This is a genomic window from Mesobacillus boroniphilus JCM 21738, from assembly GCF_000517385.1.
In the GTDB taxonomy this organism is placed as follows: Bacteria; Bacillota; Bacilli; order Bacillales; family Cytobacillaceae; genus Mesobacillus; species Mesobacillus boroniphilus.
Map to the genome: position 1 here is coordinate 1 of NZ_BAUW01000045.1, position 19380 is coordinate 19380.

Genomic DNA, 19380 nt, shown 5'->3' on the forward strand with positions numbered 1-19380 from the left:
GTTTACGCCCTTCTCTTTTTAAAAATTTTGTGTTTTTTTAGTATCAATCAAATGCGTATTATGAAGCAACAAGGGGGTTTAGGAACGTACGAAGTCACCGGATAGTACATTAGCACACACAGATGCAGGGTCTAAAGTAACGGGAAACCGTAAACCTGTCGAAGCAGCCCGAACGAAGGGTCTCAGCAGAAAAGCAAAAGACAATTTGGCAGGCTATTTATTCATCTCACCATGGATCATTGGGTTTCTCGGTTTGACCTTAGGTCCATTGCTCTTCAGTCTGGCTGCAAGTTTCACAGATTACAATATTACTTCAAAGATGAACTTAATTGATTTGGAAAACTATAAACGCATGTTCACGATGGATGATTTATTTCGCACTTCTCTTTTTAATACTATTTATTACGTGATTTTCTCGGTTCCATTGACGACTGCGGGAGCTATTTTACTAGCCGTTCTGTTGAATCAAAAAATCAAAGGAATGAAGTTTTTCCGGACAATCTATTACCTGCCGGCTGTTTTATCCGGTGTGGCAGTATATTTTCTCTGGATGCAGCTTTTGAGTCCATCAACAGGGCTTGTCAACACGATGTTAGCCTGGATTGGGATTGACGGTCCGGCATTGCTGTTTGATCCTGAATGGACAAAGCCGGCATTGCTAATGATGAAAATGTGGAGTGTAGGCGGCGGAATGCTTCTATACCTGGCAATCATGCAAGGGGTATCGCCTCAGAAGTATGAAGCAGCTAATATTGAAGGGGCCTCACCCTTGCAGAAGTTTTACCATATTACGCAGCCAATGATTTCACCCCGAATGAACTGGTCGAAGCTGCCGTCCTTGATGGTGCAGGCCACCTCCAAATATGGTGGCATATCATGCTCCCTTTGACAAAGCCCGCATTGATTACAGTAGCGATTTTTTCTTTTAACGGTGCATGGAATGACCTGTTAGGCCCATTGCTTTATATCAATGATAAAAGCAAGTACACGCTGCAGATTGGTCTGCAGACCTTTAAGGGTACGGTCCAGACACAATGGCATTACTTGATGGCAATGTCCGTGACAGTCCTATTGCCGATAATTTTGTAGTTTTTCTTCTTTCAGAAATATTTCATTGAAGGATCCAACCTCTCTTCAGGCACCAAAGGATAAAAGAACACAGAAAAAAGGATGCTGAGACTAGCATCCTTTTTTTTGTTGGTTAGGAAACTATAAAATTCATTTAGTTGTGGATAACTACATGTAGTATTCTTAATCTAGCTCCAGCGCCTAGCCCCTCAAGTCGCTTCGGTCCGCCCAATGAAGTCAAAGAATGACTTCACTGGTCGCCCTCCAGCGCTTGTCGGGGCTGAACAAGGCGCTTGCGCTTTTTGTTCTGCTTAATTCATGACTGGGCAGGTTGTGAGCCACACGCCTGATACGCAGGTTCTATAACCATTATGATAAACATACTTAGTACATTGCCAGCATAGATAACCTTCAGGATAAATTTCGGTTTTACTTTGATAATCCTGGACGGGGCTGGCACTTCTGCTTTGATTTTGTGAAGAAGAGGCAATGACAGAACCAGAGAAAACGAGCAATAATACAAAAGTCAACATGAATAGTTTTTGCATGATTCATCCCCCTTATTTTTAAAGAGCCATTGTAATAGTAAACCTTGTAAAAAATTTACTATTTATAATAAGGTACGGAAAGGGAGATTGAATTAGAATAGGACAAAGTGTTTATTCCCAAAAAGCCCACTTTCGAACTAGAACAAGTACTCGAATTTTCCCAATAAAAAAGCCCGTTAAAAATCGGGCTAATTCGGGCTTTGCGTATCTTTTTCGAGGGGGATTTCTTCTATAATTGTATTGCTTGCTGGATGACTCTCCCTCCAAATGCGGAATCTTTCCAAGTCCCCACTGATTTGTTTTAGTACAAAACCGATTACGGCCGCGTCATCGACGAGCCCGAGCCCGATGAGGAAATCGGGAACCAAATCGATGGGAGACACGAAATAAATAATAGAAGCGATGATGGTTACTATGGATTTTGTAGGGATTGTTTGATATTCTCCTCGACGCCAGGCTCCAACTAAATCAAACAGCAGCTGCAGGTTGTCCCAAACTTCCGCAAGTGACCCTTTATGATCATCAGCCTTTTTGCCAGCATCCTTCAATAAAACATCATTTTGATCAGGTTTCTTTATATACTCTTTTGCCTTGGATTCAAACTTTCTATACCCTTCTTCGAGTTTCTTTGTGCCTAACATTCCAAACACCCTTCCTGCTAAAATTCCTTATCTCTTATTTTTACCCTATCACAGCTTTTAACAAAACATCTCTAGCATCTGGAAACTTTTTACCCTGGCAGCCAGCGCAAGCAAAATCGCTGTTTGAAATCAGTTGTTTTGGGAATTTTAAAAGGTGATTAAAAGTAGTTGACTATTCATGTATATACAAGTAAAATGGAAACGTAAACAACATGTATATACAAGTGTTTCAGATTAATAGAAATCTTTTTTAAAATTAATGAAAACGGTAACAGGAGGAGAGTAATTATGGATCGACAAGCAGTTGAACAAATTGTTGAAGCTGTTGGAGGCAAAGAAAACATTGCCGCTGCCACCCACTGTGTCACAAGGCTGCGCTTTGCATTGAAGGATGAAGGAAAAGTGGATAAGGAAAAACTGGAGAATATTGATCTTGTAAAAGGATCTTTTTCCGCAAATGGGCAATACCAGGTCGTTATTGGACAGGGACTTGTTGACAAGGTATACGCAGAAATGGTTGCGCTTACCGGAATTGGGGAAGCTTCCAAAGAAGAAATAAAAGATGCTGCAGCCCAAAATTTGAATCCCCTTCAAAGGGCAATCAAGACGCTGGCTGATATCTTCATTCCGATACTTCCAGCGATTGTTACTGCTGGTTTGTTGATGGGGATCAATAATATCCTGACTGGCAAGGACATCTTCTTTGAAGGACAGGCATTTATTGACGTTTATACCGGCTGGGCCGATTTTGCCAGCATCATTAATTTAATTGCAAATACAGCCTTCGTATTCCTGCCAGGTTTGATTGGATGGAGTGCGGTAAATAAATTTGGCGGAAGCCCACTTCTTGGTATTGTTCTGGGACTCATGCTTGTGCATCCGGATTTGTTGAACGCATGGGGTTACGGGGCAGCAAAAGAAATTCCTACATGGAATTTGTTTGGACTGACAGTTGAGAAAGTAGGCTATCAAGGTCAGGTATTGCCGGTATTGTTGGCGTCATATGTCCTCGCGAAAATGGAAATTTTCTTACGAAAGCGGATTCCAGATGCGTTCCAGCTGTTGACCGTAGCACCAATAGCTTTATTGTTAACAGGTTTCCTATCTTTTATCTTGATCGGACCAATTACTTTTGCAATTGGGAACTTGATTACTGACGGTGTTGTCGGAATTTTTGATGCAGTGCCTGCTATTGGCGGATTAATCTATGGCGGCCTTTATGCACCGCTCGTTATCACAGGTATGCACCATACATTCTTAGCGGTGGATCTGCAGTTGATCGGTACAATCGGCGGTACATTCTTATGGCCAATGGTCGCTTTATCCAATATCGCACAAGGTTCAGCAGCATTCGCAATGATGTTTGCAGAGAAGGACAATGAAAAACTGAAAGGTTTATCACTGACATCAGCCATTTCTGCTTGGCTTGGAATTACTGAACCGGCTATGTTCGGAGTAAACCTTAGATACAAATATCCGTTTATCGCTGCGATTATTGGTTCTGCAATTGCTGGTATTGTCATCACCCTCCGTGGGGTAATGGCACCATCCATTGGTGTTGGCGGCCTGCCGGCTTTCCTATCCATTTTCACCGAGTTTTGGGGTGTTTTCTTCATCGGGATGGGAATCGCGCTTGTCGTGCCATTCGTACTGACATTCATTATGGCAAAAACAAGAAAGAAAAAAGAAGTGTAATCACAACTAGAGAGTGAATCCTGATGGAGGTGGATGTTTTATTATGACTGAACCATGGTGGAAAAAGTCGGTTGTCTATCAAATCTATCCAAAGAGTTTTTATGATACAACTGGCAATGGAACAGGTGATCTGCCGGGGATTATCGCCAAGCTTGATTATTTGAAAGAACTGGGAGTGGACGTAATTTGCTGACGCCGGTTTATGATTCACCGCAGCGGGATAATGGCTACGATATTAGAGATTATTATCATATTTATGAAGAATACGGGACGATGGAAGACTTCGACCGTCTGCTAGAAGAATCACATGAGCTCGGCATCAAGATAATCATGGACCTAGTCGTGAACCACTCTTCCACTGAGCATGAGTGGTTCCAGGATGCCCTGAAATCCAAGGATAGCCGCTACCGCAATTATTATATCTGGAAAGACCCAAAGGAAGACGGAAATGCACCGACTAATTGGGAATCCAAGTTTGGCGGTAATGCATGGGAATTTGATGAGGCTACGGGACAATATTACCTTCATTTATTCGATGTGACCCAGGCTGATTTAAATTGGGAAAATGAACAGCTCCGAAATGATGTATACGAGATGATGCATTATTGGTTCAAGAAAGGTGTCGACGGATTCAGGCTTGATGTAATCAACCTGATTTCAAAGGATCAGGATTTTCCTGATGATGATGGCACAGTACCACCGGGAGATGGCCGGAGATTTTACACGGATGGACCGAAAATTCATGAGTATTTACAGGAAATGAATCGTGAAGTTCTTTCCAAGTATGACAGCATGACGGTAGGCGAGATGTCTTCCACTACAATTGAAAATTGTATCAAATACTCGAATCCAGAGCGGAACGAATTAAACATGACGTTTAACTTTCATCATTTAAAGGTCGACTATGAAAATGGTGACAAGTGGACTCTTGTGGATTTTGATTTTCTTGCTCTTAAACGGATTTTATCTTTGTGGCAGGTTGAAATGCATAAAGGCGGCGGCTGGAACGCACTGTTCTGGTGTAACCATGACCAGCCAAGAGTAGTGTCGCGGTATGGCAATGATGGTGAATACCACCGCGAATCGGCGAAAATGCTTGGTACTGCAGTGCATATGATGCAGGGAACACCTTATATTTATCAGGGTGAAGAGATTGGCATGACCAATCCATATTTTGAAAGAATTGAGGATTATCGTGATGTTGAATCCTTGAATATTTATAAAATCAAAATGGACGAAGCATGCCCAAAGAGGAAATCTTGAAGATACTACAAAGTAAGTCGAGAGATAACTCAAGAACACCTGTTCAGTGGAATGCCGAGAAACATGCAGGTTTTACAAGCGGCACTCCTTGGATAGATGTTGCTAGAAATTATCAAACTGTGAATGTCGAAAATGCGCTCGCTGATGAAAATTCATTGTTCTATCACTATAAAAAGTTGATTCAACTGAGAAAACAGTATGATATCATCACCTATGGCGATTACCAGCTCATTTTAGAAGAGCATCCGGACATATTTGCATATGTTAGGAACGGGAAGAATGAAAAACTGCTAGTCGTCAATAATTTTTATGGAAAAGACACTGTCTTTGAATTGCCTGATGCAGTTGAAGCTGAGGGCTATCAAGCAAAAATCCTGCTTTCCAATTATGAGGATTCCTCTGAAGATATATCAGTGATCAAGCTGCGCCCATATGAATCGATTGTTTATCAATTAACGAAATAAGAAAAAGTGGAGGCCCTCGGGTCTTCACTTTTTTACTATATTTGTAAAAAGTAGTGATAATCAACGATATAGTAGTGATTAAGGCTTGAAACATTGTGATTGTGTTTTATTTCGTTATGATTATACGGCTAAACGTAGTGATTATCGTTAAATTCGTCGATTAGAAGTCCTTTAATATTTTTATCAGTGTGCTGCTGGAGGTTTGATGATCTATTCGCGGTGGAAAAAGTTAATATACTAATCCATTACGAAATGAGGGTTGCACTATGATTCCAATTCAATCTAATATAGACGGAAAAGAGCTCACTGTGGGTGAATTGAAGCAAAAGCTCGGGCCACTTGGCTTCAATGTCAATGGTCAATGGGAATATGACCATGCATATATTGATTACAAGATGAACGACGACCATGGTGACCGGCAGTATGTACGTATTCCCTTCAAGTCGACTGGTGGTCCATTGGATGATGATGGCACATTTGTCCAAATCGGGACGCCATTCCTGCTGGATCATCAATCAAGACAGAAGTTGATGAGGAAGGGAATATCGGGGCATTGACCGGATCTTTCGACCAGTTTAAATCACCTGAAGACAAGGACGCTCCATTTCCTAAAGGACTGGTAGATGAAGGAAAGACACTGATCAGCAAGGCAGAGCAGGCCTTAGAAACGTTATAGTAAAACAAAAACAGCTTCCCAGTATCAGGAAGCTGTTTTTATATAGATTTGGCCCAAATTTTCGATGTACTGATACGTCTACCTACTATGGAAAAAATGCTATACTGGTTAGCATAAGTTTTATTTCGGAGTGTGAAGATTGCATGGTAAATAAATTATATTATCAAGATGCATACATGAAAAACTTCTCTGCAGACTGATTTCGCAAAAAAAAAGACGAATCTGGGAGGATTTACGCAATCCTTTCGCAGACAGCCTTTTATCCGACAGGCGGTGGCCAGCCTTTCGATACCGGGTTCTTGAATGGCGTTGAAGTAGTGGATGTTGAAGAGGTTAGCGGTGAGATTCGCCATTACATAACAGAAGAATTACAGGAAGAAAATGGCATTGAAGGAGTGATTGACTGGGATCGCCGATTTGACCATATGCAGCAGCATGCTGGACAGCATATTCTATCCGCTTCGTTCGAGGATTTATATGGATATAAGACGGTCAGTTTCCATCTGGGTAAAGATACACTGACAATTGACTTGGAGACTGAAAATCTTTCAGCAGATGAGGCTGCAAAGGTAGAGGAGCTAGCTAACCATGTCATTCTTGAAAATCGCCCGATCATTACTAAATGGGTTAATGAAGAGGTATCGAAGCAATACAGGCTCAGGAAAGAGCTGTCTGTTTCGGATAATATAAGACTTGTCATTATACCGGACTTTGACTGCAATGGCTGCGGCGGCACACATCCGAACAGCACTGCCGAAGTCGGATCATTAAAAATCCTGGGATGGGAAAGGCAAAAGAAAATGGTGCGTGTTGAATTTGTATGTGGCAAAAGGGTGCTGAACAAGCTGAGCCAAAAGCATGAGGTCGTCAAGGAGCTCATAACCCTGCTCAATGCACCAGAACAAGATATGAGTTCTTCGGTAAAAAGACTTCTTGTTCAAAAGAAAGAACTTGAAAAAACAATTGAGGAACTGAAGGATCAAGTATTAAAATATGAAGCAAACGAGATTATTGAATCAGGAAAAAATGATATGGTCAGTCGCGTATTTCATAACAGGAGCATTCAGGAACTTCAAAAGCTGGCCAGGCTGCTCGTTTCGATTGCTGAAGATAAGATATATTTGCTTGCGTCTGAAAATGAGGAAAAGCTGCAATTCGTTTTTGCAAAAGGTAAGAAAACAGAAGGCGACTTGAGGGGATTATCACAAAGGGCACTTTCCATAATTGATGGCAAGGGTGGAGGAAACGATACTCTTGTACAAGGTGGGGGCAAATGGACCTCAGGTGAGGAATTTATCCAGAAGGTTACCGAATTTATCCAATAATTTGTATGAAATATGAAAAACTAAGACTATTACAAGGGAAAAAGTCCTAGTTCTTAAGTGGTGATTTCGTCGGAAATACTGGATATTTGATGTCTATTAATAAGCATAGTAAAAAAAGGACCGCCTTTTAACCTAATTTTTACAGATTAATTGGGGATAAATGAAAGTTTTACCATTTAAAAATAGGTTTAACTCCCTCATAATGGAATTCAACCAGAGAAATAGGGGGGAATCAGAATGTTTGAAGTTGAAAGAGGATCTGTAGAAGAGGCAATCATGATCTTGCAAAATCTCGGTCTTAAAGTAAATGAATACGAGAAGACGAATACTATGATTCCAATAGAAAAATATAAAGAGCTATTGGAATTCACGATTGCTGTAGCAAGGAAAACGAATCAAGTTACTGTCACAATAGATGAAATGATGGATGATATAGCAACGAAGATGTAACGAATAAGCAAGAGCAGCCAGATTAAACCTTTGGCTGCTCTTTTTGCTTGTATGGATAATTACTACACATAATTGTCAGCGCTTGTCGGGGCTGACCAAGGCGCATTCGCTTTTCTTTTGTCCAGCTCCAGCGCCTAGCCCCTCGAGTCGCTTCGGTCCGCCCAATGAAGTCACAAAACGACTTCACTGGTCGGCCCTCCAGCGCTTGTCGGGGCTGACCAAGGCGCATTCGCTTTTCTTTCTTATTGAGTTTTATCGATATATTCAAATAGGAAGGATTGTCCGTTTCGGTAAAAGCGTGGATCGTAGACTCCTAATCTATCTCCATCGTTGACGATCACGACAAATGGTGACCATTCAGTCAGCGTCTTAGCTTCAGGTTTTTCAGAGAATAAAACATTGAGATCTGTATCCTCTGCGGATGTAAGTTCATATTGAAGCTTTCTGTCCGTGAATAGATTGTCCTGATAAATGTTAACATCACCTTCATTTTTGGCGATTACCGTAAATGTCCATGGAATGAAGCCGGCAGAAAGTGCAATCTGTTCATAATCGTCCTCATATTGATTATAGAGTACCCAGCCCTGGACACTTTGGACAATGACATGCAGAGCAATAAAGACCCATGCAAGTTTAAAGTGGGATGGACTTTTTACCTTATTAAACTTTGACGCAACAAATGCTGTTCCGAGAATCACCCAGAAAACGAAATCAATGATGGGAATTGTCCCGAATGTGATTCTAATATTGGAAAATGGTTCGAGGTAGCCAGTTCCCCAGGCGTTGAATAAATCCGCTGTATTATGGATGATTACCGCAAGCCAGCCTAGGAAAAATAGTTTTGCATCTTTCACTCTAAATAGAAGGAATGATAGTAAAATAAATAAAGCGGCCCATAACGGCGTCAGGAAAATCGAGTGGGTAATGCCTCGATGCCACATCTGATAAAGACCTTCATTATCCCATAGTTGTGAAATGACATCGATGTCGGGGATCTGGCTTGCGCCGACCGCAGTGAGTAAATAAGCACGCTTTTGAGATTTTTCCATATGTTTTTTATCAACGGCGCCATATAAGGCTAAACCGAAAAGTGTATGCGTAATTGAATCCATGCTGCACCTCCTGAAGTTATTATAAACGGTAAAAGAAAATATTTAAAAGTTCTGATATGTATTTGCAGGATTGCAAACTTAACTATAGAAAGATAAGATTAAATTTATAGTAAAAAGAATAAATTTTTCAACTCAAGAATTGTCTAGCTCCAGCGCCTGGCCCCTCGAGACGTTTCGGTCCGCCCAATGAAGTCAAAGAACGACTTCACTGGTCGGCCCTCCAGCGCTTGTCGGGGCTGACCAAGGCGCTTACGCTTCTCTATGAGGAAATTTGCCTTTAAACAGAAAGGAAATATGTAATGATGAAAAAATTAAAAGATGAAGTACAGTCTAGAAGGACATTTGCGATTATTTCCCACCCGGATGCCGGAAAAACGACACTTACGGAAAACCTATTGCTGTTCGGCGGCGCAATCCGTGATGCTGGTACTGTCAAAGCGAAGAAGACTGGAAAGTTTGCGACAAGTGACTGGATGGAAATCGAGAAGCAGCGTGGAATCTCCGTTACCTCCAGTGTCATGCAATTTGATTATGAAGGCTTTAAGGTAAACATTCTTGACACACCAGGCCATCAGGATTTCTCGGAAGATACCTACAGAACGTTAACTGCGGTCGACAGTGCCGTGATGATCATAGACTCTGCAAAGGGTATCGAAGACCAGACTTTAAAGCTTTTCAAGGTTTGCCGCATGAGAGGAATTCCGATTTTTACTTTTATCAACAAGCTCGACCGCCAGGGGAAAGCCCCTCTTGAGCTGTTGGCTGAATTGGAAGAGGTTCTTGGAATTGAATCTTATCCAATGAATTGGCCGATTGGCATGGGCAAGGAGTTCCTCGGGATTTATGACCGATTCAACAACCGGATTGAACAGTTCCGTGTGGATGAGGACAAACGCTATGTGCCATTGAATGAAGAAGGAGAAATAGCTGGAGACCATTCCATAAAAGAGTCTTCGTTATATGACCAGACATTAGAGGAAATCATGCTTTTGAATGAAGCAGGAAATGAATTCTCCAAGGAAAGGATTGCCGATGGAACATTGACGCCTGTATTTTTTGGGAGTGCCCTGACGACTTTCGGTGTCCAAACATTCCTCGATTCTTATCTGCAATTTGCGCCAGAACCACAGCCAAGGAATTCAACTGCAGGGGAAATTGATCCGAAATCGGAGGAGTTTTCCGGTTTTGTCTTTAAAATCCAGGCAAACATGAACCCGGCACATCGCGACAGAATTGCCTTCCTCCGCATTTGCTCAGGTAAGTTTGAGCGAGGAATGACCGTTCAGCTTAGCCGTACAGGGAAATCAATGAAGCTTGCGCAGTCTACCCAGTTCATGGCTGATGATCGCAGTACGGTTGAGGAAGCAGTTGCAGGAGACATTATCGGACTTTACGACTCGGGTACATACCAGATTGGTGATACAATTGTTTCTGGCAAGGAAGGATTCCTGTATGAAAAGCTTCCGCAGTTCACGCCGGAACTTTTCGTAAGGGTTTCATCAAAGAACGTCATGAAGCAAAAGCATTTCCATAAAGGAATCCAGCAGCTTGTCCAGGAAGGAGCCATCCAGCTATTCAAGACATTGAAGACGGAAGAGTACCTTCTTGGTGCTGTCGGACAGCTCCAATTCGAAGTATTCGAAGCAAGGATGCGCAACGAATATAATGTAGAGGTTCTGATGGAAAGACAGGGTTCCAAGATTGCCCGCTGGATCGAAGGCGACGATGTAAATGAAAACCTGTCCAGCTCGAGGAGCCTGCTTGTCACTGACCGTTATGACAAAAAAGTATTCTTATTCGAGAATGAATTTGCCTTAAGGTGGTTCCAGGACAAGAATCCTGAAGTAAAACTTTATAATCCTATGGATGCTTCATAGAAGCTGGAGTCGGCATTGTTGAATGCCGGCTCTTTTCATATCTGAAAAATCAGGGCTGTCCCGGCACAGATTTCACATTATTCAGTACATACTATTGACATTTTCTAAATCAGATACTATATTAATATTATTCTATATCACTTATGCATAAAAGCGTTCAAGTATAAAAGTTGCATACTCAGTGCCGGCAGAAATTAGTAGAATCTCCATGAGCAGCACAAAGAAACTGGATGGTTGATGAAAATCCAGGCAATGGTTGATTTGAATTACACCTGTCACAGGAAGGCACTCTTAATGAAGTGGGCAGATATTAATGTTTGCCAATTAGGGTGGTACCGCGGAGCTCCTTCGTCCCTAGATGCAATGGAGCTTTTTGTATTTTACTACTAATTGGGGGAATCATCATGTTAAACCAAAGCCAATCAATCACATTGAAAACTTCTGAAGCCGCTGCAATCATATTATTGCTTCTGGCGGGAATCGGTTATGGCATGATAAAACTTGAACTAATGCCGCACATTCCGGTTCTGATTGGAATCGGGTCATTGATCATTTATGGGTTGTTGAAAAAAGTCAAGATGGCTGAGCTTGAACAAAGTATGGTTGACGGTGCCAGGGCGGGCTTTGGAGCTGTGATGATCTTTTTCTTTATTGGGATGCTGGTCAGCAGCTGGATTGCTGCGGGGACCATTCCTACTTTAATCTATATCGCATTTGATTTAGTGACTGGAAAGTGGTTTTATGCAATTGTCTTTATCGTCACATCTGTTATTGGGTTAAGCATTGGCAGTTCATTGACTACCTCAGCTGTAATAGGCGTAGCGTTCATAGCGGTTAGTGAAAGTTTAGGATTCTCATTGGCAATCACGGCCGGGGCGGTAGTTTCAGGCGCATTCCTTGGTGATAAAATGTCGCCGCTCTCGGATACAACGGTCTTAGCGTCTTCTACTGTAAAAGTGAATCTATTTGAGCATATCAAAAATATGAGCTGGACAACGATACCGGCGTTCTTCATTTCACTTGTTATGTTTGCGGCCTTGTCGCCAGAACTGGTTTCAGCAGACTTCACAAAGCTTGGAAGCTTGCAGAATACTCTTGTGGAGATGAATCTTGTAAACTGGTACTCACTCATTCCATTGGCTATCATTGCGATACTTGCAGTGAGGAAAGTATCTTCAATTTTGACACTAGGAGCAGGAACCTTTCAGCGATGATTATCAGTATGATGGTTGTTCCACAAAAAGACTGGGGCCAGCTTCCGGGAATTTTATATTCAGGTTATGTTTCTGAGAGCGGCAACGAGCAGCTGGATTCCCTGCTGAGCCGCGGGGGACTTGAAAGCATGTTTTTTTCAGTATCGCTAGTACTCCTTGCTTTAAGCATGGGCGGGTTATTGTTTAAGCTTGGTGTTCTTCCGGCTTTATTGCGAGGGCTTTCCAACAATCTGGAAAAAGTGCCTGTATTGATTGGGTCCACAGCATTATCTGCGATAGGAATCAACTTTTTAATCGGTGAGCAATACCTTTCGATCCTTATAACAGGCAATACATTTGCTGGCCACTTCGAAAAAGCTGGCCTGCATCTGAAAAATCTTTCGCGTATTCTGGAAGATGCGGGAACAGTAATCAACCCGCTTGTCCCCTGGAGTGTGTGCGGTGTGTTCATTAGCAGCGTCCTTGGGGTCAGCACAATGGATTATGTTCCATTTGCGTTCTTTTGCCTGCTGTCACCCGTACTGACACTGGCAGCAGGATTTACCGGAATAACCTTATCGAAGACAGGGAAAAATGCGGTGGCATAAGCTGCCGCTTTTTTCTTGTTTAATAGGGAATTATAAAATATTTCCAATGTGGATAACTATCCAGGTTTTCTTAATCCAGCTCCAGCGCCTAGCCCCATAAACCAGAAAATCAGCAGAGTTGTAGAATATGATTCTGTACTCAAATAAGGTGGTGCCTTAAAGTTTCATTAATTCTTTGATTACTATAAAATGAAAGGTATGCTTTAGGGATGAAAATGTTAAAAATTGTTCTTTTAAATTGCACGCTGGATAGTTGAATTATCCAGTGAGCTTCACTATATTAAGTATGGTAGAGTAATAACCGTCCGGTCAGTCACTGTGTTTTACCGCCGAAAGGAGTTAGCGTATGAAAATCAGCAATTTTTCGATTAGAAGGCCTGTTTTTACATTAGTGACCATGTTTTTGGTCCTGATCCTTGGGGTTGTTTCATTGATGAGGATTCCGTTGAAACTGATCCCGGATATAAATCCGCCTGTTGGGGTAGTTGTGACAAATTATCAGGGAGCCAGTCCTGAGGAAGTTTTGGAAAAGGTAACGAAGCCTCTCGAGCTAATTTGGCTACGCTGCCGGGAATCAAGACGATGACTTCTACTTCACAGGAAGGGGCCAACCTAATCCTGATGCAGTTTTCCTGGACAACCAATATTGATGATATCCAGGATGAAGTCATCCAGAGGCTGGATATGACGCCGGTTCCAGACGACGCCAATAAGCCGAGATTCATGAAGTTCGACCCGTCTCAATTTCCAGTCATCCAGCTATCATTAAGCTCTGGGCAGGATGAATCTGCGTTAAGGGAGCTGGCGGAAGAGCTTGAACTGGAGCTTACCAAGGTCGAAGGAGTCGCAAGCGTCAATTTATCAGGTACATCCGTACAGGAAGTAAGGGTGGAACTTGACCAGGAAAAGTTAAAGAGCTATAAACTGAGCCAGTCCGACATTGCAGACCTGATCAGAGCTAATGATGTGTCAATGCCTGGTGATACGATTTTGACAGAGGGCAAAGAATTGACGACCAGGATCATCAGTACTTTGGATTCATTAGATACGTTAAAGAATCTGACAGTATTCAATAATCCGGTGACAAACCAGAAGGTCAAACTAAAGGATGTTGGAACAGTTGAGCTGCAAAAACAGGATGATAATACGATTACAAGGACGAATCAGACTCCTTCCGTACTGTTGAGCGTCCTGCAGCAATCTGATGCCAACACGGCAGAGGTTTCTGAAGCTTTTCTTGAAGAGCTGGAGACATTGCTTGAACGTGATAAATATGCTGGGATAGAGTCGGAGGTACTCTTTGACCAGGGAGATTATATCAAAATGGCAATCGGAAATATTTCAAACTCCCTTATTGTCGGGGGATTGCTAGCGATGGCCGTTCTGTTTTTCTTCCTTAGAAATGTGAAGAGTCCACTTATCATCGGGATAGCGATTCCGTATTCTGTCATCTTCACCTTCGTATTAATGTTCTTTGCTGATTTTACATTGAATATCATGACGCTTGGCGGGCTGGCTCTTGGAATCGGGATGCTAGTGGATAATGCTATTGTCGTCATCGAAAATATATATCGCCATCTTTCAATGGGCAAGGATCCGAAAACAGCGGCAAGGGATGGAGCCAAGGAAGTAGGAGCTGCCATTACTGCGTCCACTTTGACAACCGTAGCAGTGTTTTTGCCAGTTGTCTTCATCTCAGGTATCATCGGCGAGCTGTTTACAGAGTTCGCTTTGACGATTTCATTCAGTTTGTTTGCTTCATTGGTGGTTGCATTGACCGTTGTCCCAATGTTAGCCAGCAGGCTATTGAAGGCGCCGAAGAAAAATCTCGAAGCGAGAAGGCAGCGTTCAGGCTCATTGAGAGGATTGGAAAAGTCGATCAGGTGGGCACTTCGCCATCGATTCATCGTCATTCTGATCACTTTGCTGATGCTGGCCGGAGGAGGTTATGGTCTGACAACAGTTGGCACCCAGTTTATTCCTCCTGCGGATGAAGGATTCTTCAGCATCAGGGTGAATCTTGAAAATGGAGCTGCTCTTTCTGAAACTCAAAAAGTCATGGCTGCTCTCGAAGATGAATTGAAAGATGAAGAAGATGTCGATGTTTATGTAAGCCTGGTTGGCACTACACAAGAGGCTTCATTCAGAGGCACGACGAATGCCAATGTCGGTGAATTGTACGTAAAGATGGATGAGCTTGAAGAACGGGAAATCAGTACCTTCCAGTTTGTCGATGATGTAAAAAAAGAGCTGGAACAAGCTGCGGCTAGTGCAAACAGCAGTGCTGAACTAGGTTTTAATATGCAGTCCACATCCGGTTCTGCTCCGAACACCCTGACTTTCAATGTTCGCGATTCCAGTGAAAAACGGCTGAATGAGTCTGTTGATAGAATTTATCAATCCCTGAATGAGCTCGACGATGTCAATGAACTGACTACAAGCCAGAATGATACTGTTGAGGAAATCCAGATTACGGTTGACAGGGAAAAAGCACTGGCGCAGGGACTGGCACCAGCGCAAATTGCCATGATTGTTAACAACGTAACTCGAGGAGATAAGGCAACACAAATGCCCGGTGAAGATGGTGAAATTCTTGGTGTATATGTTGAGTATGATAGTGAAGTAACAAAGAATATCGATGAGCTGAAAAAGCTTTTGATCAAGAAGCCTGACGGTAACTATGTTACTCTTGGCCAGGTTGCCAATATTGAAACCGGCAGTGGTCCTGTCAGAATCCAGCGGATCAATCAGCAGGGTGCAATTGAATTCACAATGAAATACAAATCCTCAACGAACCTAGGAGATATTTCCAAAAAGGTGGATGAGAAGATAGCTGAGCTTGATTTACCTGAAGAAACTGAAGTTGTCTTCAGTGGAGACAGAGAGCTGCTCGAATCATCCATAGATGATCTCTTACTGGCTTTCGTTCTGGCTATCATTTTAATCTATCTCGTAATGGCGGCCCAGTTCGAGTCGCTGAAGTATCCATTTGTCATCATGTTCACGGTTCCGCTGATGGTAATTGGTGTCGCACTGGCGCTGACGGCAACGAGAACACCAGTAAGCTTGACAGTGGTTATCGGAATCATTGTGCTTGCAGGTATCGTAGTTAATAATGCAATTGTAATCGTTGACTACATCAACCAGAAGAAAGAGCGTGGTTTGATACCACACGAAGCAATTGTCCTTTCGGTAAAAGACAGGGCACGCCCAATCTTGATGACGGCGCTGACGACCATTCTTGGATTACTTCCGCTCGCGCTAGGCATTGGGGAAGGAACCGAAATCAACCAGCCAATGGGAATTACCGTCATTGGAGGCCTAATCAGCAGTACATTCCTGACCCTGTTTGTCATTCCGGTAGTCTATAGTTTCTTTGACAAGGACTATCGAAAAAGAAATAAAATGTATGCGACACCAGATGGACATCTGGTACCAGCCTATCTGCTGAAAGAGCATACAGAGTCAGGATATGATAGGGGAACTGAAGAGAGGCCGACATCCTCCAGAAGGGGAAATACACCAAAGAAGAAATGGCCGGTATGTTAGAAGAGCTCCTTCAACAAATAAAAGACGAAGAAGACTCAAATCATGATTTTAGAAGACGAAGATAATGCGAGATGTCTGGCTGTGATAGCCAGGCATTTTTATTAAAAGGCAGAGAACTACACAATACACGAAATTTTCGATTGAGTTACACCTACCCCCCCGATATTTATCGTATTTTTCAGAATAGTCAGCAAAGTGATTGCAGATGAAGGCGCTTACCGTTAAAATATAGCTAATTAACGGTGAGGAGGACATTTATGGAGTACGGGTACTTTTTTACAGGATTTCCTGGGTTCATCAGCAATCAATTGATAAGAGAAGTTTTACGGAAAAATGATGGTAAAGGAAAGGTCCATGTGTTGGTGTTGCCTAATATGGTTGATAAGGCAGAGACTGAGAGAGCAGCAATCATTCGGGATTTTAGCCTTTCTGTAAGTCAGTTTGAGATTATTAAAGGGGATATTACTATATCAGGCCTGGCAATTGACCAGGAAAAACAAGCACAGCTTGAGTCTACATTAACGCATGTATTCCACCTGGCAGCTATATATGACCTCGCGGTTCCAAAGGAAATAGCGTACCGTGTGAATGTGGATGGAACAAGGTTCGTGAATGAATGGGCGAAGACCTTAAAAAATCTCAAGCGCTATACATACTTCAGCACCGGCTATGTTGCCGGCAAACGGGAAGGTATACTATATGAGGATGAATTAATCAAGCCACCCGGTTTCAAAAACTACTATGAAGAGACTAAATATGAAGCTGAAGTCCTCGTGGAATCATTGAAGTCCGAGATTCCTGTCACCATCATCAGGCCAGGAATTGTTAAAGGTCATTCAGCAACAGGAGAAACCATCAAGTTTGACGGCCCTTATTTCATCATGAATTTTATCGACCGCCTCAGCTTCATGCCATTCTTGCCAAAGCTTGGAAAAGGCGATACTGTTGTCAATCTTGTGCCAGTGGATTATATTATTGAGGCGACAACCTATTTAACCTTTGCTGATAAGGGAGCAGGGAAAACATATCATCTTACAGATCCCAAACCATACAAAGTGTCTGAGCTATATGAAATGATGATGTACGAATTGTTGAAGAAGCAGCCAAAAGGTTCTGTACCACTGGCGCTGGCAAAAGGAGGACTCAATTTCCGGGTGCTCAGAAGGTATCTTGGAGTTGAAAAAGAAGCGCTTGACTATTTTACATGGAGGGGCCATTTCGATTCATCCCAGGCACAGGATGACTTAAAAGATTCAGGGATCACATGCCCGGATTTCAAAGACGGGATTGCTGCTATGGCGGCTTTCTATCGGGAAAATAAACATAATACTCAATACCAAATAAACATTATATAAAACTTTATATTATTGGCAGGTGAATGGACGTGCATTCAGTTGAAGAAGTGCAAAAGATATCAGTATTGGCACCAGCGACAGGGAAGGTTATTGGCGAAATCGAGGAGACGCCTGTCCATGAAGTTCCGTTCTTCTATCAGGAGGCGAGAAAAGCTTTTGGAACTTGGAGCAGTCTTGCCATTTCTGAGCGTACCGGATATTTAAGAAAGCTGAAGCAGCTGATGGTCGATGAAATGGATGAAATTGCAAAGATCATCTCGGATGATACTGGCAAGGTATTGACCGAGTCAATTGTGGCCGATATCATGCCTACACTTGATGCAATCAATCATATTATCAAACATGCTGAAAAGGTGCTTAGCAGGCAAAAAGTTAAAACACCTTTATTGCTCATCGGAAAAAAATCCTTTATTGAATATATGCCGCGTGGTGTCGTACTTGTAATATCACCCTGGAATTATCCGATGCAGCTGGCGATGGTACCAATGATCAGCGCTCTTGCAGGAGGCAATTCTGTCATCCTAAAGCCATCAGAGGTGACTCCGCTTGTTGGTAAATGCATCGAGGACTTATTCAGGCGCTCAGGATTCCCGGAAGGATCTGTACAGGTGGCTCATGGCGGCAAGGAAGTTGGGGCCGCTTTCACATCGGGTAAGCCAGATTACATCTTCTTTACAGGCTCTGTCCGTACAGGAAAGATCATCCAGCAGCAGGCTGCAAAGGATTTGATTCCAACAACTCTGGAACTCGGCGGCAAGGATCCGATGATTGTATTTGAAGATGCCAACCTCGACAGGGCAGTTAAGGCAGCTGCTTGGGGGGCTTTTACAAATAGCGGCCAGGTTTGTATGAGCGCTGAGCGGTTATATGTACACCGGTCAATATATGGCGAGTTCCTTGGAAAATTGAAAAAAGAAGTCAATTCTCTTCAGCAGGGGAATGATATAAATTCAGACGTCGGGTCAATGACTTTCCCCGCCCAGAAAGACGTGGTTAGAGAACAGCTGGATGAAGCACTTGAACGAGGGGCTAAATTGGAAACTGGATTGAAACCTTCTGATTGGAAGGAAGGCATGTTCCTGCCGCTTACAGTCATAACTGAAGTCGAGCAAGACATGAAAATCATCCAGGAAGAATCATTCGGGCCATTGCTTCCTGTTGTCCCATTCGATACGGAAGAAGAAGCAATAGAATATGCTAATGGAACCGTGTATGGACTAAATGCAAGTGTCTGGACCCAGGATAAAGCGAAGGCGCGTCGTGTCGCTTCCAGGCTGGTATCTGGAGCTGTCGTCATCAATGACGTTCTCATCACCGTAGCAACCATGGTCTGCCTTTCGGGGGAACCAAGGAAAGCGGCATTGGCCGATATCATTCTGAGGCAGGTTTGAGGATCTTTTGTCATGAAAAAGCAATAATGGAAGACATGGGTTTTATGAAATCTGAAATTCAATGGTATCCTTATAAAGGAAAATATCCATTGTTCTTGGCTTTATTCAAAAGCTATTTTGCCGATAAAAAAGATTGGCTCAATTTTGCTAAAAACTATATCGCCC

General features: G+C 42.6%; 14 protein-coding genes and 3 pseudogenes. 13 read left to right on the forward strand and 4 right to left on the reverse strand.

Translation table 11 applies throughout. The features are described from left to right. Positions 1-205 precede the first annotated feature (205 nt). A complete protein-coding gene (locus JCM21738_RS12995; protein WP_023615163.1) occupies positions 206-889 on the forward strand; it encodes a carbohydrate ABC transporter permease in 684 nt (227 codons plus the stop codon). Further along, entirely contained in the window at positions 820-1089 is a 270-nt protein-coding gene (locus JCM21738_RS13000; protein WP_305066818.1) for a carbohydrate ABC transporter permease, read from the forward strand. The genes JCM21738_RS12995 and JCM21738_RS13000 overlap by 70 nt, the downstream gene beginning before the upstream one ends. A 290-nt stretch (positions 1090-1379) precedes the next feature. Here JCM21738_RS13000 and JCM21738_RS13005 read toward each other — a convergent pair whose 3' ends face one another. Both JCM21738_RS13005 and JCM21738_RS13010 read right to left on the reverse strand, forming a co-directional pair. Continuing rightward, a complete protein-coding gene (locus JCM21738_RS13005) occupies positions 1380-1616 on the reverse strand; it encodes a hypothetical protein (RefSeq protein ID WP_148296120.1) in 237 nt (78 codons plus the stop codon). Between the two features lie 188 nt (positions 1617-1804). After that, complete coding sequence (locus JCM21738_RS13010) at positions 1805-2257, reverse strand: YkvA family protein (protein WP_023615160.1); 453 nt, start codon at positions 2255-2257, stop codon at positions 1805-1807. A gap of 288 nt (positions 2258-2545) precedes the next feature. Here JCM21738_RS13010 and treP point away from each other — a divergent pair, with 288 nt between their 5' ends. The 5 genes and pseudogenes from treP to JCM21738_RS13035 all read left to right on the forward strand — a co-directional run bounded on the left by treP (position 2546) and on the right by JCM21738_RS13035 (position 8130). Further along, a complete protein-coding gene (gene treP / locus JCM21738_RS13015) occupies positions 2546-3952 on the forward strand; it encodes a PTS system trehalose-specific EIIBC component (protein WP_023615159.1) in 1407 nt (468 codons plus the stop codon). Between the two features lie 43 nt (positions 3953-3995). Next, positions 3996-5679: pseudogene (gene treC, locus JCM21738_RS13020) on the forward strand (alpha,alpha-phosphotrehalase). A 266-nt stretch (positions 5680-5945) separates the two neighbouring features. Continuing rightward, a pseudogene (locus JCM21738_RS13025) lies at positions 5946-6355 on the forward strand (YugN family protein). A gap of 299 nt (positions 6356-6654) precedes the next feature. Continuing rightward, complete coding sequence (locus tag JCM21738_RS13030) at positions 6655-7680, forward strand: DHHA1 domain-containing protein (RefSeq protein WP_369385736.1); 1026 nt, start codon at positions 6655-6657, stop codon at positions 7678-7680. Between the two features lie 237 nt (positions 7681-7917). Beyond that, positions 7918-8130: a hypothetical protein gene (locus JCM21738_RS13035; RefSeq protein ID WP_023615155.1), complete on the forward strand. Its 213-nt coding sequence runs from the start codon at positions 7918-7920 to the stop codon at positions 8128-8130. A 22-nt stretch (positions 8131-8152) separates the two neighbouring features. Here JCM21738_RS13035 and JCM21738_RS24405 read toward each other — a convergent pair whose 3' ends face one another. Together JCM21738_RS24405 and JCM21738_RS13040 are read right to left on the reverse strand one after the other, a co-directional pair. Further along, on the reverse strand, positions 8153-8317 hold the full coding sequence (locus JCM21738_RS24405; protein WP_023615154.1) for a hypothetical protein: 165 nt from the start codon (positions 8315-8317) through the stop codon (positions 8153-8155). 55 nt (positions 8318-8372) lie between these two features. Beyond that, positions 8373-9242, reverse strand: a complete 870-nt coding sequence (locus JCM21738_RS13040) for a metal-dependent hydrolase (RefSeq protein ID WP_023615153.1) — start codon at positions 9240-9242, stop codon at positions 8373-8375. Between the two features lie 302 nt (positions 9243-9544). Between JCM21738_RS13040 and JCM21738_RS13045 the strand changes: the two genes are divergently transcribed. From JCM21738_RS13045 to JCM21738_RS13065, 6 genes and pseudogenes are all read left to right on the forward strand, one after another. Beyond that, positions 9545-11119 carry a peptide chain release factor 3 gene (locus tag JCM21738_RS13045; RefSeq protein WP_305066819.1) on the forward strand — a complete coding sequence of 525 codons (1575 nt, stop codon included), beginning with the start codon at positions 9545-9547 and terminating at the stop codon, positions 11117-11119. Positions 11120-11523: 404 nt separating this feature from the next. After that, positions 11524-12333: a Na+/H+ antiporter NhaC family protein gene (locus JCM21738_RS27375; RefSeq protein ID WP_369385737.1), complete on the forward strand. Its 810-nt coding sequence runs from the start codon at positions 11524-11526 to the stop codon at positions 12331-12333. Continuing rightward, the gene (locus JCM21738_RS27380) at positions 12330-12920 is read left to right on the forward strand and encodes a Na+/H+ antiporter NhaC family protein (RefSeq protein WP_369385738.1); all 591 of its coding nucleotides are present in this window, start codon (positions 12330-12332) and stop codon (positions 12918-12920) included. Before JCM21738_RS27375 ends, JCM21738_RS27380 begins: the two co-directional genes overlap by 4 nt. A 346-nt stretch (positions 12921-13266) precedes the next feature. Beyond that, positions 13267-16469 (forward strand): annotated as a pseudogene (locus JCM21738_RS13055) (efflux RND transporter permease subunit). Between the two features lie 257 nt (positions 16470-16726). Beyond that, positions 16727-17824, forward strand: coding sequence for an SDR family oxidoreductase (locus JCM21738_RS13060; RefSeq protein ID WP_023615149.1), 1098 nt, complete (start codon positions 16727-16729; stop codon positions 17822-17824). A gap of 29 nt (positions 17825-17853) precedes the next feature. After that, the gene (locus JCM21738_RS13065; protein WP_243463018.1) at positions 17854-19215 is read left to right on the forward strand and encodes an aldehyde dehydrogenase family protein; all 1362 of its coding nucleotides are present in this window, start codon (positions 17854-17856) and stop codon (positions 19213-19215) included. Positions 19216-19380 lie beyond the last annotated feature (165 nt).

Excerpts from the sequence above, each read along its gene's own strand:
- JCM21738_RS13035 (WP_023615155.1), top strand. The coding sequence starts at position 7,918 with ATGTTTGAAGTTGAAAGAGGATCTGTAGAAGAGGCAATCATGATCTTG.
- treP (WP_023615159.1), top strand. The coding sequence starts at position 2,546 with ATGGATCGACAAGCAGTTGAACAAATTGTTGAAGCTGTTGGAGGCAAA.
- JCM21738_RS13005 (WP_148296120.1), bottom strand. The coding sequence starts at position 1,616 with ATGCAAAAACTATTCATGTTGACTTTTGTATTATTGCTCGTTTTCTCT.
- JCM21738_RS13060 (WP_023615149.1), top strand. The coding sequence starts at position 16,727 with ATGGAGTACGGGTACTTTTTTACAGGATTTCCTGGGTTCATCAGCAAT.
- JCM21738_RS13040 (WP_023615153.1), bottom strand. The coding sequence starts at position 9,242 with ATGGATTCAATTACGCATACACTTTTCGGTTTAGCCTTATATGGCGCC.
- JCM21738_RS13010 (WP_023615160.1), bottom strand. The coding sequence starts at position 2,257 with ATGTTAGGCACAAAGAAACTCGAAGAAGGGTATAGAAAGTTTGAATCC.
- JCM21738_RS27380 (WP_369385738.1), top strand. The coding sequence starts at position 12,330 with ATGATTATCAGTATGATGGTTGTTCCACAAAAAGACTGGGGCCAGCTT.
- JCM21738_RS27375 (WP_369385737.1), top strand. The coding sequence starts at position 11,524 with ATGTTAAACCAAAGCCAATCAATCACATTGAAAACTTCTGAAGCCGCT.
- JCM21738_RS13045 (WP_305066819.1), top strand. The coding sequence starts at position 9,545 with ATGAAAAAATTAAAAGATGAAGTACAGTCTAGAAGGACATTTGCGATT.